Here is a 19,680-nt window from a genome sequence, read left to right as displayed (position 1 = left end):
GAATTCTTCGGGTGCGGGGCGGGCGACAGGGCTGCCGCCCGCCCGCCTACTTACTGCGCCAGCTCGTCGGCCGCCGAGGACTCGTCGCGCGAGAGGTTGATCCCCAGGTTCGCGGCGGTGCGGTCGAGATCGTCGTCGTCGCCCTCACCCAGGGAGACGGCCTGGCCGTCGCTGGAGAGCACCTCCACGTTGAGGCACAGCGACTGCAGCTCCTTGAGAAGCACCTTGAAGGACTCCGGGATACCCGGCTCCGGGATGTTCTCGCCCTTGACGATCGCCTCGTAGACCTTCACGCGGCCCACGACGTCGTCGGACTTGATCGTCAGCAGCTCCTGCAGCGTGTACGCCGCGCCGTAGGCCTGCATCGCCCAGCACTCCATCTCACCGAATCGCTGGCCACCGAACTGGGCCTTACCGCCGAGCGGCTGCTGGGTGATCATCGAGTACGGACCGGTCGAACGCGCGTGGATCTTGTCATCCACGAGGTGGTGCAACTTGAGGATGTACATGTAGCCCACGGACACCGGGTACGGGAAGGGCTCGCCGGAGCGACCGTCGAAGAGGGTCGCCTTGCCGTCGGCCTGCACCATGCGCTCGCCGTCACGGTTCGGCAGGGTGCAGCCGAGCAGACCGGTGATCTCCGTGTCCGCCGCGCCGTCGAAGACGGGCGTGGCCGTGTTGGTGCCGGCCTCGACGCTGTGGATCTCCTCCGGCAGCTTGGTCGCCCAGTCGGGCAGGGAGCCGTCCGCCTCACGCGGGACCTCCCAGCCGGCCTTGGCCAGCCAGCCGAGGTGGGTCTCCATGATCTGACCGATGTTCATACGACGCGGGACGCCGTGTGTGTTGAGGATGATGTCCACCGGCGTGCCGTCGGGCATGAACGGCATGTCCTCGGCGGGGAGGATCTTACCGATGACGCCCTTGTTGCCGTGGCGGCCGGCGAGCTTGTCGCCGTCCTGGATCTTGCGCTTCTGCGCGACGTAGACGCGCACCAGCTCGTTGACACCGGGGGGCAGATCGTCGTCGTCGTCCCGCGAGAAGACGCGGACGCCGATGACCTTGCCGGACTCACCGTGGGGCACCTTGAGCGAGGTGTCGCGCACCTCGCGCGCCTTCTCACCGAAGATGGCGCGCAGCAGGCGCTCCTCCGGGGTCAGCTCGGTCTCACCCTTCGGCGTGACCTTGCCGACGAGGACGTCACCGTCACGGACCTCGGCGCCGATGCGCACGATGCCGCGGTCGTCGAGGTCCGCCAGGACCTCGTCGGAGACGTTGGGGATGTCCCGCGTGATCTCCTCGGCGCCCAGCTTGGTGTCGCGGGCGTCGATCTCGTGCTCCTCGATGTGGATGGACGTGAGCACGTCCTCCTCCACCAGGCGCTGCGAGAGGATGATCGCGTCCTCGTAGTTGTGGCCCTCCCACGGCATGATCGCGACGAGCAGGTTCTTGCCCAGCGCCATCTCGCCGTTCTCGGTGCAGGGGCCGTCGGCCAGGACCTGGCCGACCTCGACGCGGTCACCCTCGTCGACGATCGGACGCTGGTTGGAGCAGGTGCCCTGGTTCGAGCGCGCGAACTTCGACAGGCGGTAGGTCTGACGCCCGCCGTCGTCGTCCATCACGGTGATGAAGTCGGCCGAGACCTCCTCCACCATGCCCGGGGCGGTGTTGACGACCACGTCGCCGGCGTCCACGGCCGCGCGCAGCTCCATGCCGGTGCCGACGAGCGGCGCCTCGGAACGCACGAGCGGCACGGACTGCCGCTGCATGTTCGCGCCCATCAGGGCACGGTTGGCGTCATCGTGTTCGAGGAACGGGATCATCGCGGTGGCCACGGAGACCATCTGTCGCGGCGAGACGTCCATGTAGTCGACGTCGCCCGGCTCGACCATCTCGACGTCACCGTGCTTCTTGCGCACGAGGATGCGGTCCTCGACGAAGCGGCCGTCGGCGTCGATCTCCGAGTTGGCCTGCGCGACGACGTAGCGGTCTTCCTCGTCGGCGGTGAGGTAGTCCACCTGATCGGTGACGACGCCCTCGTAGACGCGGCGGTACGGGGTCTCGATGAAACCGAACGGGTTGACCCGCGCGTACACCGAGAGCGAACCGATCAGACCGATGTTCGGACCCTCGGGGGTCTCGATCGGGCACATGCGGCCGTAGTGCGAGGCGTGCACGTCACGGACCTCGAGCCCGGCGCGCTCACGCGACAGACCACCGGGGCCCAGCGCGGACAGACGACGCTTATGGGTCAGACCCGACAACGGGTTGTTCTGGTCCATGAACTGCGACATCTGGGAGGTTCCGAAGAACTCCTTGAGCGCCGCCGTGATGGGCCGGATGTTGATCAGCGACTGCGGGGTGATCGCCTCGGAGTCCTGCGTGGTCATGCGCTCGCGGACGACACGCTCCATGCGGGACAGGCCGACGCGGACCTGGTTCTGGATGAGCTCACCGACGGTACGCAGACGACGGTTGCCGAAGTGGTCGATGTCGTCGACCTCGACCGGCACCTCGCGGCCACCGGCCACCTGCATCGAGTCGTCGCCCGCGTGGAGGCGCACGAGGTACTCGATGGTGGCGGCGATGTCCTCGCGGGTGAGCGTCGTGGTGGCGTCACCCTCGGGGTCGGGCAGACCGAGCTTGCGGTTGACCTTGTACCGACCGACGCGGGCCAGGTCGTAACGCTTCTCCTTGAAGAACAGGTTCTCCAGGAGCGCCTCCGCGGACTCGCGGGTCGGCGGCTCGCCCGGGCGCAGCTTGCGGTAGATCTCGAGCAGGGCCTGGTCGGTGTCCTCGACCGTGTCCTTCTCGAGCGTGGACATCATGATCTCGGAGAAGCCGTAACGCTCCTTGATCTCGGTGGTCGTCCACCCGAGGGCCTTGAGCAGGACGGTGACCGACTGGCGACGCTTGCGGTCGATGCGGACGCCGACGGTGTCGCGCTTGTCGACGTCGAACTCGAGCCACGCGCCACGCGACGGGATGACCTTGACGGAGTGGACGTCCCGCTCCGTGGACTTGTCACGCGAGCGATCGAAGTACACGCCCGGCGACCGGACGAGCTGGGAGACGACGACCCGCTCGGTGCCGTTGATGATGAACGTGCCCTTGTCGGTCATCATGGGGAAATCACCCATGAAGACCGTCTGGGACTTGATCTCACCGGTCTCGGTGTTCTCGAACTCGGCCGTGACGAACAGGGGCGCCTCGTAGGTGCGATCCTTTTCGCGGCAGTCCTCGAGGGACGCCTTGACCTCTTCGAAGTAGGGCTCCGAGAACGAGAGCGACATCGATCCGGAGAAGTCCTCGATCGGGGAGATCTCCTTGAGGATGGACTCCAGGCCTCCCTCGAGGTTCGTGGTACCGCGCGAGGCGGCCCTCTCTTGCCACTCCTCCGAGCCGATGAACCACTCGAACGACTCCGTCTGGAGGTCGAGCAGCCCCGGGACCGGCAACGGCTCGGAGAGTTTCGCGAACGAAACCCTCCGGGGCGCACCGGGAACGGTGGAGACTGACGTGGTCTGGCGGGAGACTGCCAAGATGGGTCCTTCCAGCACCTCACGTGATCACCACGGGCGGTGACCACAGATGTATCTGCGAGCGGTCCGCCGACGGGTATCCACCCAGGTCCGCCGCGATATCGAGGGCTCGGAAAGCACCCGGCGGAACCGGGAGTGAGCCGTCACGGACGGACGGGAGGGCAAATAGCAGCCAGCGCAACGACCTAATCTAGCGGAAGGCGGCGACAAAGTCCAGCCTTCAACGGAGTGTCCCCCGGAGGCTGGTCCCGTGCGTGGTGCGGCGTCCGTCTCTGCGCTGGTTGCCCTCGTGGCTCTCGCCTCATCGGCCCCGGTCGGGACGTCGCACCCGGGCCGCGTCGCACTCGACTTCTGCGGCACTCGCCCGATGCACCTAAAGGGTGACGGGTGAAAGCACTTTCGTCAAGGATCCGACCCGGTCGGTTGCCGGATCGGGTCCAGACCCGCCCTCGTCAGGAGGGCAGATCCGGGATCCTCGACAGTTTCCACACGCCGTCGATCTTGTCCAGACCGACGAGATAGGTGCCGCTGGTGCTTCCCGCAGCCGTGCCGTCCCTGGTCATCGACACATCCTGGACCAGCAACACCTCGGCCTTGTCACCCTGCAGGTAGGCCAGACCGGCCTCGCGGACCTCCGCGTCGACGCTCGTCGCGGACTGCTCGTAGCTGTCACGCAACGCGGGCCAGTTCTCGTCCAGCTCGTTCACGAGCTTCGGGGTGAGGAATTCCCCCAGGGAATCGTGGTACTCGTCGAGGGTCTCGTGATCGATGGCCACGAGCCGCTGGACGTTGGTCGTCGCCGCCGAGAGGACCTCCTCGGTGGCCTTCCGGTCAACGAACGCCCTGTTGTCCACGTCGACGCCGGGTTCTGTCGCCAGGAACGCCCCGACGGCCGCGGCGACCAGCCCCACCGCGATGGCGGAGTACGCGATCGTCCGCCCACCGGGACGTCGGCCGGCACGCCGCTCCCCGCGATCCGCCCGGGTTCCGGTGCCGCCCACCTCGTCGTCGTCGTCTCGTCCGTCCCACGTCGTGGGGCGCGCGGCGCTCCCGCCCTCGGGTCGGGTCTGTCCGGCGTGTCCGGCCAGTCGCCTACGCGGCGCCGGAGTGACCGACTTCTGTGTCCTCTTGATCGGTGGCATCAGCGACTGTCGTCCTTCGTCATCGTCCGGCGGAGGTGGTCGGCGCGGGGGTCGACTCCTCCTCGGTGGCCGGGGCGTCCTGTTCCTCCGGCGTGTTGAGCTCCTCCACGGACCGGCTGGACTCGCCCACCGGGACCGTCACGCCCACCTGGTTGACCGCGTCGGCCTTCCAGGTGCCGTCCTCTCGCGTCAGGTCCACGCGCATCGCCTGACGGCCGGTGATGTCATCCTGGCCCTCCCGCTCGGAGTGGGCGGTGAACACCACCAGGACGGCGGCGTCGCCGGCCTCGAGGTCCAGGGTCTCGACAGCGGTGTGCGAGACCGTGGCCGTGGTGACCGCCTTCTGCTCCACGACGCGCGTCCGCACATCGTCGGCCCACTGCTCCTGCTCGGTGAGGAACTCGCCGGTCGAGGCCTCTGCCAGCTGCTCCAGCGAATCGTCGACGTTCCGGTGGTCGAAGCTGAACGCGTTGATGATCACCTGGGCGGCGACGTCGGCGGCCGCCTCGCGCTCGGACGCCACCTCCTGTGCCGACCGCGCCTGGGCGTAACGCACCCCGAACACCCCCAACGTCGCCAGCCCCGCCACGAGGATGATCGCCGCGAGGACCACCAGCCATCTCGGCACGGTCCCCGTCCCCGCGGGGCGGCGCGCGCCCCCCTCCGTTCCCTGCGAACTCATGGCGGTGACGCTACCGGACCCGCCGTCCGCCGGGTCGCCGCCCGGCCGCGCGGTCACCGGGGGATCAACCCCTGCAGGACCGCGAGCTGCGTGGCCGCCACGGACAGGTTGGCCTTGTCGGGGTCGATCTTGGGCTTGGTGTCCCACGGCTGCGGCACGTCCGGGTGCGCGTACTCCACCCGGTCGGCACCGCGGACCGCGGTGGGGCTGCCGAAGGGCACGGTGCACTGCGCGTCGTAGTTGGGCGGGAAGTTCTGTTCCTGCCAGTCGAAGGACGGGTCCTGCGCCTTCATCTGGTCGATGATCTCCCACGTACCTTCGTACCCCTGCGTACACGCTGGTGGGTTGTTCGTCTCGAGGGACAGACCGAAGTGGATTGTCCCGTCCCCCGGGGCGACGGACATCCCGCCGGCGGCCAGTGCCGGCAACAGCTGCAGGAGCACCTTGAACGACGGCGCCAGTGGATCTATCGTCTTCATCGTCGCCGACAGGTTCCGCACGGCTCCAGAGAGCGGGGCGCCGGAGTTCTCCACCAGATAGCGGGTCTCGTCGGCGAACTCCGGTCCCGTGGTGATCAGCCGTTCCAGGTCGGAGTCCGAGTCACGCAACGCCTCGGTGACCGTCCTGAGATCGCGGGAGAAACTGACGATCTCGCCGGACTGGTCGGCCTGCGTCTCCAGGACGGTCGCCCCGTCGCGGATCAGCGTCTGCAACTGCGGCATGGTGCGGATACCGGACTCGGAAATGCGGATGAGGGAGTCCGAGAGTCGCTCCAGTTGGGGTCCCCGGCCCTGGAACGCCTTGCCGAGTTCATCGACGGTCACCTCGAGATCGTCCAAGGGGACCGATCGGGAAAGGTCGTCGACGGAGGCCAACAGGTTCTCGACGGGTACCGGCAACGCCTCACGTCCGGCGGAGACCACGTCCCCGTCCTCGAGATACGGCGCCGAGCTGCTGTTGGGTCGCAAGTCCACGTACTGCTCTCCGATGGCGGAGCGGTTGGCGACCACGGCCTCGGTGTCCGCCGGGACGTCGGGGGCGCTCGAGTCGAGGTCGAGCTCGACTCGCACACCGTCGTCGGTGAGCGAGAGCTCGCCCACCCGTCCGATCGCCGTGCCGCGGTAGTTGACGGCCGCGTTGGTGAACACCCCGCCGGTCTCGGGTAGGTCCAGATAGACCTGGTACTGGCCGATCCCGAACAGCGAAGGTAAGCGAACGTAGTTGGCACCTACATAGGTGATCCCGACCGCGGCGATCACACAGAAGGCGATGAGCTGGGTGCGGAGTGTCTTGCTCATCGGTTTCCTGGCTCTCCTGGTTCGGGCAGGTAGTTCTCGGAGAACTCCGAGACTCCTGGTGCGGGCTTGGGCACCACCGCCCGGTCCATGACCGGCGGGACCGGCAGGAGCGGCAGCACGATGGTCGTCCGCCGGTCCGGGCCGTTGTCGCCGACCCACGGGTTCTGCGGGTCCACGACGTAGGGCCCGCTCGTGGTGTTCGGACGGCGAACCACCGGTTCGCCCTGATTCGCCCCCAGATTCCGGAGCGTCTCAGAGATCGTCGCGTCCACGGAGAGAAAGATGTTGGCCGCGCCGCCGACGGTCGCCGGGATAGACGAGTCCGGGAACGGGAAGGTGGGGACGAAACCGATCAGTTCGATGAGCTCCGGAGTCGACTCGCCGAGGGACTGCAGCACAGGGCGCAGCGCCCGCAGGTCGGCGATGAGGTCCTCCCTGCTGGTGAGCAGGACTTCCGAGCCGACCTGGCCCAGTGTGTCGACCCGGCGCAGCATCTCCACGAACTGCGAGCGCTGCTCCTCGAGCACCGCCACCCCGGCGGGCAGCTCGTCGAGCGCCGCCTCGATCTGCTGGCGCTGATCGTTGGCACGCGACGTCATGAGGTTCACGCCCTCGAGGGCTTCGGTGATGCTGTCGCGCTGCCGGTTCAGGCCCCCGATGAGCTCCTCCGCCGATCGCAGGGTCCGGGTGAGATCCTCCTCGCGGCCGTCGGTGGCCTTGCGCAGTTCGGCCACGATCGGTTGCAGTTGGTCCACGCCGCCGCCGTTGAGCAACAGCGACAGCGCGCCGAGAACCTGCTCGATGTCGGTAGCCGTGCGGGTGTCCGAACTGGCGATGACGTCACCGCCGGACAGCTCTCCGGTGGGCGGCTCGTCCTCCGGCGGGCTGAGCTGCACGAACTTCTCGCCAAGGAGATTGGTCTGCTGGATCGAGGCCTCGACGTTGGCGGGGAGCTCCATGTCGCCGCGGAGGACGATGTCCACCTCTGCGGTCCACCCGTCCTCCGCCAGCGAGATACCGGACACGCGACCGGCGTCAAGACCATTGACCTTGACCGACGACTGCAGGACCAGGTCCAACACATCGTCGAAGCGGACGGCCACGTGCATGGGGTCCTCACCCAGGTCCGCGCCACCCGGCAGAGTGTAGTCCTCCAGATTCAACGAGCACCCCGCCGCGACGGCGGCCACGAGCGCGCTGGCACCGACCGCGCGGACGGCGCGACCGAGGATGGGCGTGGTCGGCCGGATCATCCCCGTCCCCCTTCCGAGGCGGGCGTCATCGGCCACCCGCGATTGCCCTGGACCGTCCCGGGAACCGGGACAGACTGATTCATCTCGCCAGCGAGGATGCCCAACGGCAGATCCGGGTTCGACGCTTGTAGATCGGCGTTGCGCTGCGGCGCGAGAGCCTCGCAGGCCTCGATATCGGCGCGCCGGAGGTTGTCGAGTTCGGCCAGCATCTGGTCCCCGGGGTTCAGGCGGCCAAGTGTCATGAGCTGGCACAGGACGCCGGCCGGGTCCTGCAACTCCGGGATGCCGAGACGTAAGGACAACAGCCCGGCCTCGGGGTCGTAGGCGCCGATGAGGTTGGACAGAGCCAACGGAGCAGTCTTGAGGATCTCCTCGATGTCGCCCCTCTGGTCCGCGGTGATCTGACTGAGTCTCACCAAACGGTCCGCATTGCTGCGGATCACGTCCTGGTTGTCCCGCACGACACGCGCGACGTCCGCGAGGGCGTAGCTCAGTTCGGCGAGGGCGCCCTGGAGGTCCTCGCGCTGACCAGCGACAGTCTGGTTGAAGGTCGACATCTGGGAGTTGAACTGCCTCACCTGGGCATCGTTCTGCGCGAGCATCGTGACGAACGACTGCAGATTGACCACGGTCTCGCTGATGTCCTGACTCGAATCCGCCAGCGTCGTCGCGGCCTGCGACAACTCGTCGATCGACCGCCCGAGTGCGGCACCGTTGCCTCCGAGCGTGTCCGCGGACGCGGTGACGAACCGGTCGAGAGCGCCGTCCTTGTTGGCACCCTCCGGGCCGAGAGCATCGGTCAGTTCCTCCACCGAGGCGTAGAGCTTGTCCACCTCGACCGGTGTCGCGGTCCGCTCGAGGGGGATGTGCGCGCCCGATTCCATCTTGGGGCCGCCTGAGTAGGCGGGCAGTAGTTGGACGTTACGGTCAGGGACGACCGAGGGCGTCACCTGGACCGCCTTGGCGTCCGCCGGGACGTCCACGCCCCGGCGGACGTGGAACTCGACCTCGACGGTCTCCCCCATCGGGGTCACCTTGTCGACGGAACCCACCGTGACCCCCAGGATCCGGACATCGGAGCCCTCCGATATTCCGACGGCTGTCGGGAAGGTGGCGGTGATGCTGGTGCGTCCGAACCCCGTGACGGCGAGGAAAATCACAGTCACGGCGGCCACGACGACGACGAGCAGCAGCCCGACGAACGAGTACGGCATCTTCTTGTGCATCAGTTGATCCCACTCTGTCTGGCCGGCGCGCGGGCGCCGGGATAGAAGGGCGGCTCAGGAATACCCGGCGGGACGAGGTTGGTGACCACGGTGTCGAACCATCTGCCCGAGCCCAGAATGTTGGAGTACAGCCGATAGAAGGGCCCGAGGTTGTGGATGGATGCCCTCAGCTCTTCCTCGTGGTCGGTCAACACCGCCAGGGCGGAGTCGAGACTATCCAGGGTCGGCTTGAACTCGGCCTCGTTCTCCGCGACGAACCGGCGGAGTTCGATCGACAGTCCGCGCGTGGAGGCCAACACCAGCTTGAGACTCTCGGCGCGGTCGTTGAGTTCGCCCAACAACTGTCCGGTGCCGATGATCAGGCGCCGGAAGTCGTCATTACGGTCCGCCACGATCTGGGAGCTCGTACGCGTGGCCTCGAGTAGGTTCCGCAATTCGGCGTCCCGGCTGGACACGGTCTGCGACAGACGCGCCATGCCGTCGACCGCGCCCCGGAACTCCTCGGGCGACGCCTGCATCGTATCGGTGAGGGTGTCCAGGCTCGCTGCCAATTTGGCGTCATCGATCTCGTCGAGCGTCTCCGCTGCGGAGGAGAAAGCTGTGACCACGTCGTACGGGGCCACCGTCCGCTCAAGCGGGATCGGCTCCGACGTGTCGAGTTCCCCGGTTCCCGCCGGGCTCAGCGCGAGGTACTTCTGGCCGAGCACGGTCTTGAGTTGGATGCTCGCCCGGGTGTCGTCGCCGAGCCAGGCGTCCTTGGCCCGGAAGCCCACGGCCACCTTGTCGCCGTCGAGCGCCACGTCGGTCACGACGCCAACCTTGACGCCGGCCACGCGGACCTCGCTACCGTCCGCTAGCCCGGCGGCCTCGGAAAAGTAGGCTGTGTATTTGGGTCCCGCCCCGACGATCGGTAGCGCGTCGAGTCTGAACGACACGGCGGTCAGGGCGAGGATCACCAGGACCCCGATCGCTCCGATGGTGGCGTTGCTGAACCTCGGCTCGTTCGCACTGCGCTTGCTCATGGGATTCCCCCTGCGTGGCACCGGGGCGCGACGTTGGTGTACACCGGCTGGTTGATCGCGGGACCGCCGCTCGGAAGAAGGTTGGGCACGTTGGTGCCCGGGCCGTGCACCACGTCGAGTCCACAGAGATAGAACTGGAGCCAGGACCCGAACGAACCCATCCTGATGAGGTTGTCGGTCTTGCGCGGCAGGTTGATGAGAACCTCGCTGAGCGTGTCGCGGTTCGTCGTGATCTGGTCGCTGACCACCTTGAGGTGGTCGAGCGAATCCGTGACGGCGGGCCGCGTGGCGGTGACGATGTTCTCCGCCGACGAGGTCAGATCCGCCATCGAGTCGAGCGAACTGCCGATAGCGTCGCGCTCGTCGGCGAGTCCCTCGACGAGTTGCCTGGTGGTCACCACGAGCTGCTGGAACTGCACGTCCCGCTCGTTGATGGTCTCGAGGACCCGGGTGAGGTTGTCGATGACTTCGCCGATCACCTGATCCCGATCGGCCAGGTGGTTGGTCAGCTCACCAGTCTGGCGGACCAGGCTCGTCACGGTGCCGCCCTCCCCTTGCAGTACCCGCACCAGCGAGTCGGCGAGCGCGTTGACGTCCTCCGGCTGCAGGGTCGTGAAGAGCGGGCGGAAACCGTTGAACAGCGCCGTGAGATCGACCGCGGGCGAGGTCTTCTCGATTCCGATCGTGCTCCCTTCCTCCAGGGCCGATTGGACGGGTCCGGGCTCCCGGGAGATGTTCAGGTACCGCTGGCCGATCATGTTCCGGAACCGCAGTGCCAGGTGCACGTTGGCCGGCAGCGTGCGGTCGCCGACCAGGGTGAAGTCCACCTTAGCCAGGTCGCGTTCGTGGATCTCCATCCCGGTGATGTTGCCCACCACGACGCCGGCTATCCGGACGTCGTCGCCCTCCTCCAGCATGGTCACGTCGGAGAAGATCGCAGAGTACTCCGTACCTTCCGCCCGGGTGCCGCCCCTGATGGTCACGGCGAGGACCGAACTGAGCAGCACTGTGACCACGATGAAGACCACCAGTTTGACGAATGACCCCAGCAGGCCGCCACGGAATAGGGCCTTCAGTTTGGCGTTCATCGGAAACCGACCTCCGTTCCGCGAAGCGCCGGGGCGCCGATCTGGCCGATCCAGGCAGGGATCTCCTGCGCGCCGCGCGAGGACGCGACCCCCAGGACGGTTCGGACGGTGTCGGTCTCCAGCGGCGAGCCGGCGTAGGCCATAGCCACCACGTCGGTGTCCTGACCCGCGGTCACGGTTGACGGAAACGGCATATTGGGCTGCTCGGGCACCGCCCGCCCGGGAGCCGGGGGAACCGAGCCACGGTTACGGAGTGCCGGAACCGGCCCGTCCCGGAGAAGCGGATTGGGCAGAGTCGGGATGAACGCGGGCCCCGGATTGCGGGTGGGGATCTGGTAGCTCCCGTCGGCGATCGCCCCGCCGGGGGCCCCGCCGAAGATGAACGGCTCCTGCGCCGGGTCGTAACAGCGGGGACCGCGGGTGTCGAAGAACCGCGGCTCGTCCTGGTTGGGCACGTAACGCCCTCTGGGATTGACGAGCTCGAGCGTCACCCGGATGGCGGGGTGCTCGGTGCCCACGCCCAGGATGGCGTCGGACCGGTCCAGAAGAGTCATGAAATTCCCCACCGAGCACGGCAGTGCTGGCGAATACTCAGCCAGGTACTCCAGGGAGGTGCGCGAGTCCACCGCCAGGGAGATGAGGTCGTCGCGGTTCGCGGCGAGGAAACCGGTAAGGACCTCGGACGACTCGCTGATCCGCCGCAGTCCGTCGGCGATGTCGGGGCGGCGCTGGACCACCGTGTCGCCGGTGGTGCGCAGAGCGTCCAGAGCGTTGATGAGATCAGGCAGCGCCTCGGAATAGGTCTGGGAGAATGTCGCCAGATCCTCCAGCCCGGATTCCAGAGCGGGCAACTCCTGGTTGATGCCGTCGAAGACCTGTCCGATCTCGACCAGGCTGGCGCCGATCTCGTCCCCACGGCCTGACAACGCCTGGTTGATCGCGCCGAGCGTGCCCGCCAGTTTCTCCGGCGGGACCGCCTCGAGAACGGGGAGTAGCCCGTCCAGGACGCGCCCCAACTCGATCGCGTTGCCGCGGGTGTCCTGCTCGATGGTCGCTCCCGGTTCGAGCGTCCCCACGGGCTGATCGGGGAACCCCAGGTCGACGAACCGCTCACCGAACAACGTCTTGGGGAGCAGGCGGCCACTGACGTTGGCCGGCAGTTGTTCCATGAGCGCCGGGTCGAACTCCATGTTGATCTGCACGCGGTCCCCGTCGGGTTCGACACCGGAGACGCGGCCCACGAGGACACCGCGCGCCTTGACGTCGGCGTCGTTCGGCAGCGCGTAGGCCAGCTGGTCGGTGTTCAGGGTGACGGTGTCCGACGCGGTGAACGCGCGGTTGTAGATCGCGATGGTCGTGCCGACGAAGGCCAGCACGATGACGATGAACAGGGCGGCCAGCAGCCGCTTCGAGAGCGCCGAGAGTTCGTTCATCCCGCCACCCGCACAGTCGTGGTCGTGCCCCAGAGGGCGAGTCCGACGAAGAAGTTGAGGATCGCCACCACGACGATCGTGGTGCGGACGGCCCGCCCCACAGCCACGCCGACGCCGGCCGGACCGCCGGTGGCGGTGAAGCCGTAGAAGCAGTGGATCATCACCAGCACGAACGCGAAGATGATCACCTTGACGAACGAGTAGATCACGTCTTCCGGTGGCAGGAACAGGTGGAAGTAGTGGTCGAACGAGCCGGTGGACTGGCCCTGCACGATGGTGTTGACGCCCCTCGTGGCGAGGTACGAGGACAGCAGGCCGACGACGTACAGCGGGATGACCGCGATGAATCCGGCGATCACCCGGGTGGTGACCAGATAGGGCACGCTCGGGATCGCCATGACCTCCAGGGCGTCGATCTCCTCGGAGATCCGCATCGCGCCGAGTTGGGCCGTGAAGCCGCAACCGACGGTGGCGGACAGGGCGAGTGACGCCACGATGGGGGCGACCTCACGGGTGTTGACGTAGGCGGACAGGAAGCCGGTGAGGACCGAGCTGCCGATCTGGTCCAGTGCCGCGTAACCCTGCAGCCCCACGACCACGCCGGTGAACCCGCTCATCATGACGATCACGCCGATGGTCCCGCCGAGCACCGCCAGGGTGCCGACGCCGAATGTCACCTCGGCGATCAACCGCAGTACCTCTTTCCGGTAGTGCACGATCGTCTGCGGGATCCACCGAATCGCTCGCAGGTGGAACGCGAGCTGGTCTCCCAAGGAATCGAACGAGCTGATCGGGCCGCGGACGAGGGCCCTCAGACGGGCCCTCGTGGGTCCGACATCTGTATGGATCGCCATCACGACCCCTTCGGAGGAACGATCTGCAGGTACATCGCCGTGAGGATGAGGTTGGCGAAGAACAGCAGGAGGAAAGTCAGGACGACGCCGAGGTTTACAGCGTCGCCGACCCCCTTCGGCCCGCCCTTGGGATTCATGCCGCAGTATGAGGAGACGACCCCGGCGATGAGCCCAAAAATGAGGGCCTTGATCGAGGACATGATGAAGTCGGGCAGCTGGGCGAGGGCACCGAACGACATCAGGTAGGCGCCCGGTGTGCCGCCCTGCAGCATGATGTTGAACACGTATCCGCCGGAGATCCCGACGATGGAGACGAGTCCGTTCAGGAGCACCGCGACGAGCATCATGCCGAGCACCCGGGGGACGACGAGTCGTTGGATGGGGTCGATCCCCAGGACGCGCATCGCGTCGAGTTCCTCGCGGATGGAGCGGGCGCCCAGATCAGCGGCCACCGCCGACCCGGCGGCGCCCGCGATAAGCAGCGAGGTCACCAGCGGCGCGCCCTGCTGCACGACGGCGAGGACGCCGGTCGCTCCCGTATAGGCCTCAGCCCCGAGCTGTTGGACCAGCGAGCCCGTCTGCATCGCCACGACCGCCCCGAAGGGGATCGCCACCAGTGCCGACGGGAGGATCGTCACCGAGGCGATGAACCAGGACTGCTCTATGAACTCACGGAACTGGAACGGTCGCCTGAAGACCCCTCGTAGCACGTCGAGGAACAGTCGGAATACCTCGCCGGCCCCGCCCACCGCGGCCCGGAAGCCTCCTCCGACATCGGCCGGTGACATACCGGCCCGTCCTTCTGGATGCTGGGTCGTACTCTCCGCCATCAAATCCCCCCGGTTCGGTCGACGCGTCAGTTCTCGTCGGACCCGTAGTGCTCGTCCACTCCGGACGAGTTGGAGCCCGCGTCCGACTGCGACGAGGTGGCCCCTGCAGGCGCCGACGCGGCGACCTTACCGTTGCCGTGACCGCGAGAGGCCCATTCCTCGCGGATGGCCTGCTGCGCACCCTCCGGCAGCGTGTCGAGCATCTCGGCCACCCTCTCCTCACGCCGGACCTCACCCTTGCGCTCCGGGCTGCCCGGAGTCGGCTGCATCTGCGGCGGCACTCCCTTGAGCTCGTCCTCGCCCGGGGATCCGTCGTTGTGCCCGGCCTCCGCATGCTTCATCTCCTCGCGCATCTGCGCGTCGTCCTTCTCCTCGGACATACCGATGGGACCGAGCTTGGAGCCGCGCAGGAACTGGCGGACGGACGGTTCCTCGCTGGTGAGCAGCACCTCGCGGGGTCCGAACATCACGAGCTTCTTGCGGTAGAGCATTCCGAGGTTGTCCGGCACGGTGCGGGCGAGGTTGATGTTGTGCGTGACGATGAGGATCGTCGCGTCGATCTGGGCGTTGATGTCGATGAGCAGCTGAGCCAGGTAGGTGGTGCGGACCGGGTCGAGACCCGAGTCGGGCTCGTCGACGAGGATGATCTCCGGGTCCAGCACCAGGGCGCGGGCCAGGCCTGCGCGCTTACGCATACCGCCGGATATCTCGCCGGGCAGTTTGCCCTCCGCCCCGGTGAGACCGGTGAGCTCGAGCTTCTCCATGACGATGTCACGGATCTCACTCTCCGACTTCTTCGTGTGCTCGCGCAGCGGGAACGCGACGTTGTCGTAGAGGTCCATGGACCCGAACAGTGCGCCGTCCTGGAACAGGACGCCGAACAGCTTGCGGATCTCGTAGAGCTCCTTGGCGGTGCACTGCAGGATGTCGGTGCCGTCGATGATGATCTTGCCGCGCTCCGGGCGCAGCAGCCCGATAAGGGACTTGAGGAACACCGACTTGCCGGTACCCGACGGACCGAGCAGCGCACTGACCTCGCCCTCGGGAAGGGTGAACGTGACGTCCTCCCAGATCTTCTGCGAACCGAAGGACTTGGTCAGACCCTCGACGGAAACCTCGACACCCACGTCAACCACTCCTCACTGCGGCCCTGATCTGTGGCCACGGTCACTGTAAACTACCGCTCCGGAGGCGTGCTTTGTTACATCCCGACCAAAAGTGTTCCGCTATCGCAGCCGGAGGGCAGGCGGGCGTGGGGAAATGGCGCGAGTGGAACGCAAATGGGACAGGGACGGCCCGGCGATATCGCCGGGCCGTCCCTGGTGAAGCGGTGGTGCGTCAGATCACTTGAGGGTGACCGTCGCGCCGGCCTCCTCGAGCTTGGTCTTGGCGGCCTCGGCGGCCTCCTTGTCGACCTTCTCGACGATCGCCTTGGGGGCGGACTCGACGAGATCCTTGGCCTCCTTGAGGCCCAGGCCCGACACGAGCTCGCGCACGACCTTGATGACGCCGATCTTCTTGTCGCCGGCCGACTCGAGGACGACATCGAACTCGTCCTGCTCGGCGGCGGCCTCGCCACCGGCAGCCGGGGCGCCGGCAGCGGCGACGGCGACCGGAGCGGCCGCGGTGACCTCGAAGGTGTCCTCGAAGAGCTTCACGAACTCGGAGAGCTCCAGAAGAGTCATCTCCTTGAAGGCCTCGAGCAGCTCGTCGTTGCTGAGCTTCGCCATGGTGGCGTCCTTTCTGTTGGTCCCGGTGCCGTCAGACGGCCCGGAAGCATGTGGGGTTATCAGTTCTTCTTGTCCTCGAGCGCCGCGAACAGACGTGCCAGCTGCGAAGCGGGCGCGTTGAACAGGCCGGCGGCCTTGGTCTGGTTACCCTTGAGGGCACCGGCCATCTTCGCGAGCAGGACCTCGCGGGACTCGAGATCAGCGATCTTGTCGAGTTCGGTGGCGGACAGCGGTGAGCCGTCCATGACACCGCCCTTGATGACGAGCGCCTTGTTGTCCTTGGCGAAGTTCTTGAGCGCCTTGGCGGCGTCCACGACCTCACCGGTGACGAACGCGATGGCGGTGGGACCGGACAGGAGGTCGTCGAGACCCTCGACTCCGGCTTCCTCAGCCGCACGCTTGACCAGGGTGTTCTTGGCCACGGTGTACGTGGCCGCGTCACCCAGCGTCTTGCGCAGTTCGGTGACCTGCGGGACGGAGAGTCCGCGGTACTCGGTGACCACGGCGGTCGTGGAGTTCTGGAAGTGCTGCTTGATCTCCTCGACGGCCTGGACCTTTGCGGGCTTTGCCATGTTTCGCCTCCTTTCTGCATCATCTCGCCCGAGAAAACACGAACGCCCCGTGCGCAGGTGGCACGGGGCGTGGAGGAACTGGCACGGGCCCCTGGGGACCCACGGCACATCCGACGCTGACCGGTGTTCTCCTGCGCGGGCCGTCCGGGCGCTCCCGGACCCTTCGACCACCCCCGGCGGGAGCGGCGACCTGCGGTCTTCGGTGAAACTTGATCAGATGCCCGAGAGCAGAGCTCCCAGGCGTTCAAACTTCGGAACCAAGGATATAGGCGGCCGCCGTCGCATACCAAATCGGCCCGGGGGCGACGAATGGCGGGCCGGTCGGCTTTCTGACACATTGGTGCGGTGTCCCCAGCCCCGTCTCGCCTCGCCGTCGTCTACAACCCCACCAAGGTCGGAATCGACGAGGTCCGCCGCCTCGCCGAGGAGCGGGCGTCCAGGCACGGGTGGACGGATCCCGTCTTCTACGAGACCACCGAGGAGGACCCGGGCACCGGTCAGGCGGCACGGGCGGCCGCCGACGGTGTCGGACTGGTGATCGCGTGCGGCGGCGACGGCACCGTACGGTCGGTGGCGCAGGGCCTGCTCGGCACCTCGGTGCCGATGGGAGTCGTCCCCCTGGGAACCGGGAACCTGCTCGCCCGCAACCTCGACGTCCCGTTGGACGATGTCGACCGTGCGTTGCGTGTCGCCATGAGCGGTCGGAGCCGCGCGATCGACCTCGGCGAGGTCCACTACACCGACGGCGACGGCGTGTCCCACGATGACGTGTTCCTCGTGATGCTCGGCGCCGGGATGGACGCCGACATGATCGCGGGCACCGACGACAAACTGAAGGCACGGGTGGGCTGGCTCGCGTACGTCGGCGCGTTCGCCAACACGCTGTTGCGCGGCCACCGGATCCGGGTCGAGTACGCCCTCGACGACGGATCGCCGATCCAGACCCGCGCGCGCACCCTCCTGGTGGCCAACTGCGGGATGCTGCAGGCGGGGATGGTGCTGTTGCCCGACGCCGTCATCGACGACGGACTCCTGGACGTTCTCGCTCTGCGCGCCAAGGGCCCTCTCGGGTGGGCGCAGGCGGGTGCGGTGCTGGCCCATCACACGTTCCAGCACCGGCTCAAGCCGATACTGCGGAGGAACTCCACCCCGGAGAGCGGGAAAGAAGAGCATCGGACCCGGCCACTGGATTTCCGCCAGGGCGTGGGGATCACCGCCCGCGTGTTGGAGAAACCGGCCGCGTTCCAGATCGACGGCGAGGACTGCGGCACCGTGACCGAGTTCTCGGCGCGGATCAAGCGGAGGGGGCTCACGGTCCGGGTGGCGGTCTGACCCGCGCTCCCCGACCTGGCCCCGGAGGTCAGGTCTCGGGCTTCACCAGCAGCGCCAGCACGTCGTGGATCTCCTCCACGGTGGGCACGGGCAGCGCTGAGCGCCCGTAGACGAACCCGATGCCGGCGTACACCAAGACGCCGGCGCGGATCCTCGCCCCCCGTTCGGAGAACCCGAGTTCGACGAACGCGTCGTGGACCACCCGCAGGATGCGTTGGTCCAGTTCGGCAACCGCCTCGGCGACGGTCTCGTCCGCCCTGGCCCATTCGCGGATCGCGGCCTCCCCCTCCCAGGCGCGGGATTCCACGAGCATCGCGCTCATGGTCTCCAGCCGTGCGTCGGGTGGCATCTCCTCCATGGTGACCAGACCACGGGCGGCGTCCATCTCCTGCGAGAAGTAGAGCCTGGCGATGGCGGCCATGAGCGCGTCGAAGTCGGCGAAATGCCAGTAGAAGCTGCCCTTCGTGACGCCGAAGTCGGCGCAGAGTCTGCTGATCTTGACCGCGGACCTGCCCTCGGTCATGAGCAGGTCCAGCCCGGCGCGGGCCCAGTCCCCCGCCGAGAGGCGCCCCGTGCGCGGACCGCTCGGCCGGGCGGACCATGTCGACCCCCGGGTCATCGGCCCGCGGCACCGTGTCGTGTCGTTATCGTCGTCACCCTACGTCGGACCGAGGGCCTCCATGACCAGAGCGCGCGAGTCCGGGTCGCGCCCGGGTTCGCCGTGCCACACGGGCCGGCTGCCCGCGAACGGCTGGACGACCCGCACCTCTGTGCCGGGCGGGGACTGTTCCAGCGGTGGGTGCACGAGCAGGTCGACCGTCGAGACGATGTCGGTGTAGACCACCCCGCGCGCCCGGAGGCCGTCCGCGTGGAGCCGGACGAGCAGGTCCGAGCCACGTACGGCCTCCCGAAACCCCTCGCAGATCGGGTCCATCCAGGCGCGTTCCCACGCGAGGATCGTGTCGTGGGTCCTCAGCCCGCGGCTGGGGTTCTCGACGTCGCCGACCCCCTTGGCCACCACCGCCAAGGCACCTGCGACGGCGCGGTGGCGATCCCGGGAACGGGCACGGCCGCGCCTGCATCCGCTTCGGCACTCGCGGATATCCAACCCCGGTGACCCCACGTGAAGCAGTGCCACGCCCACGGCTCTCACCCTCGGGAGTCGGCTCATGTCCCGTCGGGCCATCTCTCCCCCGGTCACTCGGTGATCCCCACCCCCAAACCATACCGTAGGGTACTGAGACTCGCGTCATAGCAGCGGGAGGTCTCTTGGTCGGGTTCGGTGGCGGCGCTCGCGGGCCCGTGGTGACGAGGCGAAGGCTCCTCGGCACGGTGGCCGGTGTGGCGGGCATGGGACTCGTCGGCGCGTCCGCCACCCGCGCACAGGTCGGCCCGGGATCGCTTGGTCCGAGCCCGCTGTTGTTCCACTCCCCCGTCCTCGAGCCCTACGTGGACGAACTCCCGCGTCCGGACGTCCTGCCCGGAGAGTCCCTGGAACTGTCCGCGCGGACGGGCACCCACCGGTTCCACCGCGACCTCCCCGCGACGATGACCTTGGGTTACGGCGCGGCCAGTTACCTGGGTCCGGTGATCGCACGCCGGAGTGCGGACGACGCTGACCTACCGCAATGAGATCTCAGTCCACCCACACGCCGCGGACATCGACACGAGCCTGCACG

General features: G+C 67.5%; 18 protein-coding genes. 2 read left to right on the top strand and 16 right to left on the bottom strand.

Annotated features, from left to right (window positions below; genetic code table 11):
* Positions 1-50 precede the first annotated feature (50 nt).
* The 14 genes from CK206_RS16195 to rplJ all read right to left on the bottom strand — a co-directional run bounded on the left by CK206_RS16195 (position 51) and on the right by rplJ (position 16,669).
* Positions 51-3,557 carry a DNA-directed RNA polymerase subunit beta gene (locus CK206_RS16195; RefSeq protein WP_069389561.1) on the bottom strand — a complete coding sequence of 1,169 codons (3,507 nt, stop codon included), beginning with the start codon at positions 3,555-3,557 and terminating at the stop codon, positions 51-53.
* Between the two features lie 434 nt (positions 3,558-3,991).
* On the bottom strand, positions 3,992-4,681 hold the full coding sequence (locus CK206_RS16190) for a hypothetical protein (protein WP_096907032.1): 690 nt from the start codon (positions 4,679-4,681) through the stop codon (positions 3,992-3,994).
* Between the two features lie 19 nt (positions 4,682-4,700).
* Positions 4,701-5,363 (bottom strand): hypothetical protein, encoded by a 663-nt coding sequence (locus CK206_RS16185; protein WP_241261659.1) that lies wholly within the window; start codon positions 5,361-5,363, stop codon positions 4,701-4,703.
* A gap of 53 nt (positions 5,364-5,416) precedes the next feature.
* Entirely contained in the window at positions 5,417-6,661 is a 1,245-nt protein-coding gene (locus CK206_RS16180; protein ID WP_096907030.1) for an MCE family protein, read from the bottom strand.
* Positions 6,658-7,914, bottom strand: a complete 1,257-nt coding sequence (locus tag CK206_RS16175; RefSeq protein ID WP_063971834.1) for an MCE family protein — start codon at positions 7,912-7,914, stop codon at positions 6,658-6,660. Before CK206_RS16175 ends, CK206_RS16180 begins: the two co-directional genes overlap by 4 nt.
* Positions 7,911-9,140 (bottom strand): MCE family protein, encoded by a 1,230-nt coding sequence (locus CK206_RS16170; protein WP_096907029.1) that lies wholly within the window; start codon positions 9,138-9,140, stop codon positions 7,911-7,913. Before CK206_RS16170 ends, CK206_RS16175 begins: the two co-directional genes overlap by 4 nt.
* Complete coding sequence (locus tag CK206_RS16165) at positions 9,140-10,162, bottom strand: MCE family protein (RefSeq protein ID WP_096907028.1); 1,023 nt, start codon at positions 10,160-10,162, stop codon at positions 9,140-9,142. Before CK206_RS16165 ends, CK206_RS16170 begins: the two co-directional genes overlap by 1 nt.
* On the bottom strand, positions 10,159-11,250 hold the full coding sequence (locus tag CK206_RS16160; RefSeq protein WP_096907027.1) for an MCE family protein: 1,092 nt from the start codon (positions 11,248-11,250) through the stop codon (positions 10,159-10,161). Before CK206_RS16160 ends, CK206_RS16165 begins: the two co-directional genes overlap by 4 nt.
* Positions 11,247-12,683: an MCE family protein gene (locus CK206_RS16155; RefSeq protein ID WP_096907026.1), complete on the bottom strand. Its 1,437-nt coding sequence runs from the start codon at positions 12,681-12,683 to the stop codon at positions 11,247-11,249. Before CK206_RS16155 ends, CK206_RS16160 begins: the two co-directional genes overlap by 4 nt.
* Positions 12,680-13,537, bottom strand: coding sequence for an ABC transporter permease (locus tag CK206_RS16150; protein WP_096907025.1), 858 nt, complete (start codon positions 13,535-13,537; stop codon positions 12,680-12,682). Before CK206_RS16150 ends, CK206_RS16155 begins: the two co-directional genes overlap by 4 nt.
* Positions 13,537-14,325 (bottom strand): ABC transporter permease, encoded by a 789-nt coding sequence (locus CK206_RS16145; RefSeq protein WP_173674808.1) that lies wholly within the window; start codon positions 14,323-14,325, stop codon positions 13,537-13,539. Before CK206_RS16145 ends, CK206_RS16150 begins: the two co-directional genes overlap by 1 nt.
* Positions 14,326-14,393: 68 nt before the next feature.
* Positions 14,394-15,494, bottom strand: coding sequence for an ABC transporter ATP-binding protein (locus CK206_RS16140; protein ID WP_096907023.1), 1,101 nt, complete (start codon positions 15,492-15,494; stop codon positions 14,394-14,396).
* 216 nt (positions 15,495-15,710) lie between these two features.
* On the bottom strand, positions 15,711-16,097 hold the full coding sequence (gene rplL / locus CK206_RS16135; protein WP_007631805.1) for a 50S ribosomal protein L7/L12: 387 nt from the start codon (positions 16,095-16,097) through the stop codon (positions 15,711-15,713).
* Between the two features lie 59 nt (positions 16,098-16,156).
* On the bottom strand, positions 16,157-16,669 hold the full coding sequence (rplJ, locus tag CK206_RS16130; RefSeq protein ID WP_007631803.1) for a 50S ribosomal protein L10: 513 nt from the start codon (positions 16,667-16,669) through the stop codon (positions 16,157-16,159).
* Between the two features lie 345 nt (positions 16,670-17,014).
* On the opposite strand from rplJ, the gene CK206_RS16125 reads away from it, so the two are divergent.
* Positions 17,015-18,001 (top strand): diacylglycerol kinase family protein, encoded by a 987-nt coding sequence (locus CK206_RS16125; RefSeq protein WP_096907022.1) that lies wholly within the window; start codon positions 17,015-17,017, stop codon positions 17,999-18,001.
* Positions 18,002-18,029: 28 nt separating this feature from the next.
* Here the strand turns inward: CK206_RS16125 and CK206_RS16120 are convergent, their stop codons facing one another.
* Both CK206_RS16120 and CK206_RS16115 read right to left on the bottom strand, forming a co-directional pair.
* Positions 18,030-18,620 (bottom strand): TetR/AcrR family transcriptional regulator, encoded by a 591-nt coding sequence (locus CK206_RS16120; protein ID WP_096907021.1) that lies wholly within the window; start codon positions 18,618-18,620, stop codon positions 18,030-18,032.
* 39 nt (positions 18,621-18,659) lie between these two features.
* Positions 18,660-19,019, bottom strand: a complete 360-nt coding sequence (locus CK206_RS16115; RefSeq protein ID WP_143337765.1) for a hypothetical protein — start codon at positions 19,017-19,019, stop codon at positions 18,660-18,662.
* Positions 19,020-19,342: 323 nt separating this feature from the next.
* Between CK206_RS16115 and CK206_RS20820 the strand changes: the two genes are divergently transcribed.
* A complete protein-coding gene (locus tag CK206_RS20820) occupies positions 19,343-19,633 on the top strand; it encodes a hypothetical protein (RefSeq protein WP_159981194.1) in 291 nt (96 codons plus the stop codon).
* Positions 19,634-19,680 lie beyond the last annotated feature (47 nt).

The sequence above is a fragment of the Dietzia sp. WMMA184 genome (genome assembly GCF_002441635.1).
GTDB lineage: Bacteria > Actinomycetota > Actinomycetes > Mycobacteriales > Mycobacteriaceae > Dietzia > Dietzia kunjamensis.
This window is presented reverse-complemented; position numbering and strand designations above follow the sequence as displayed.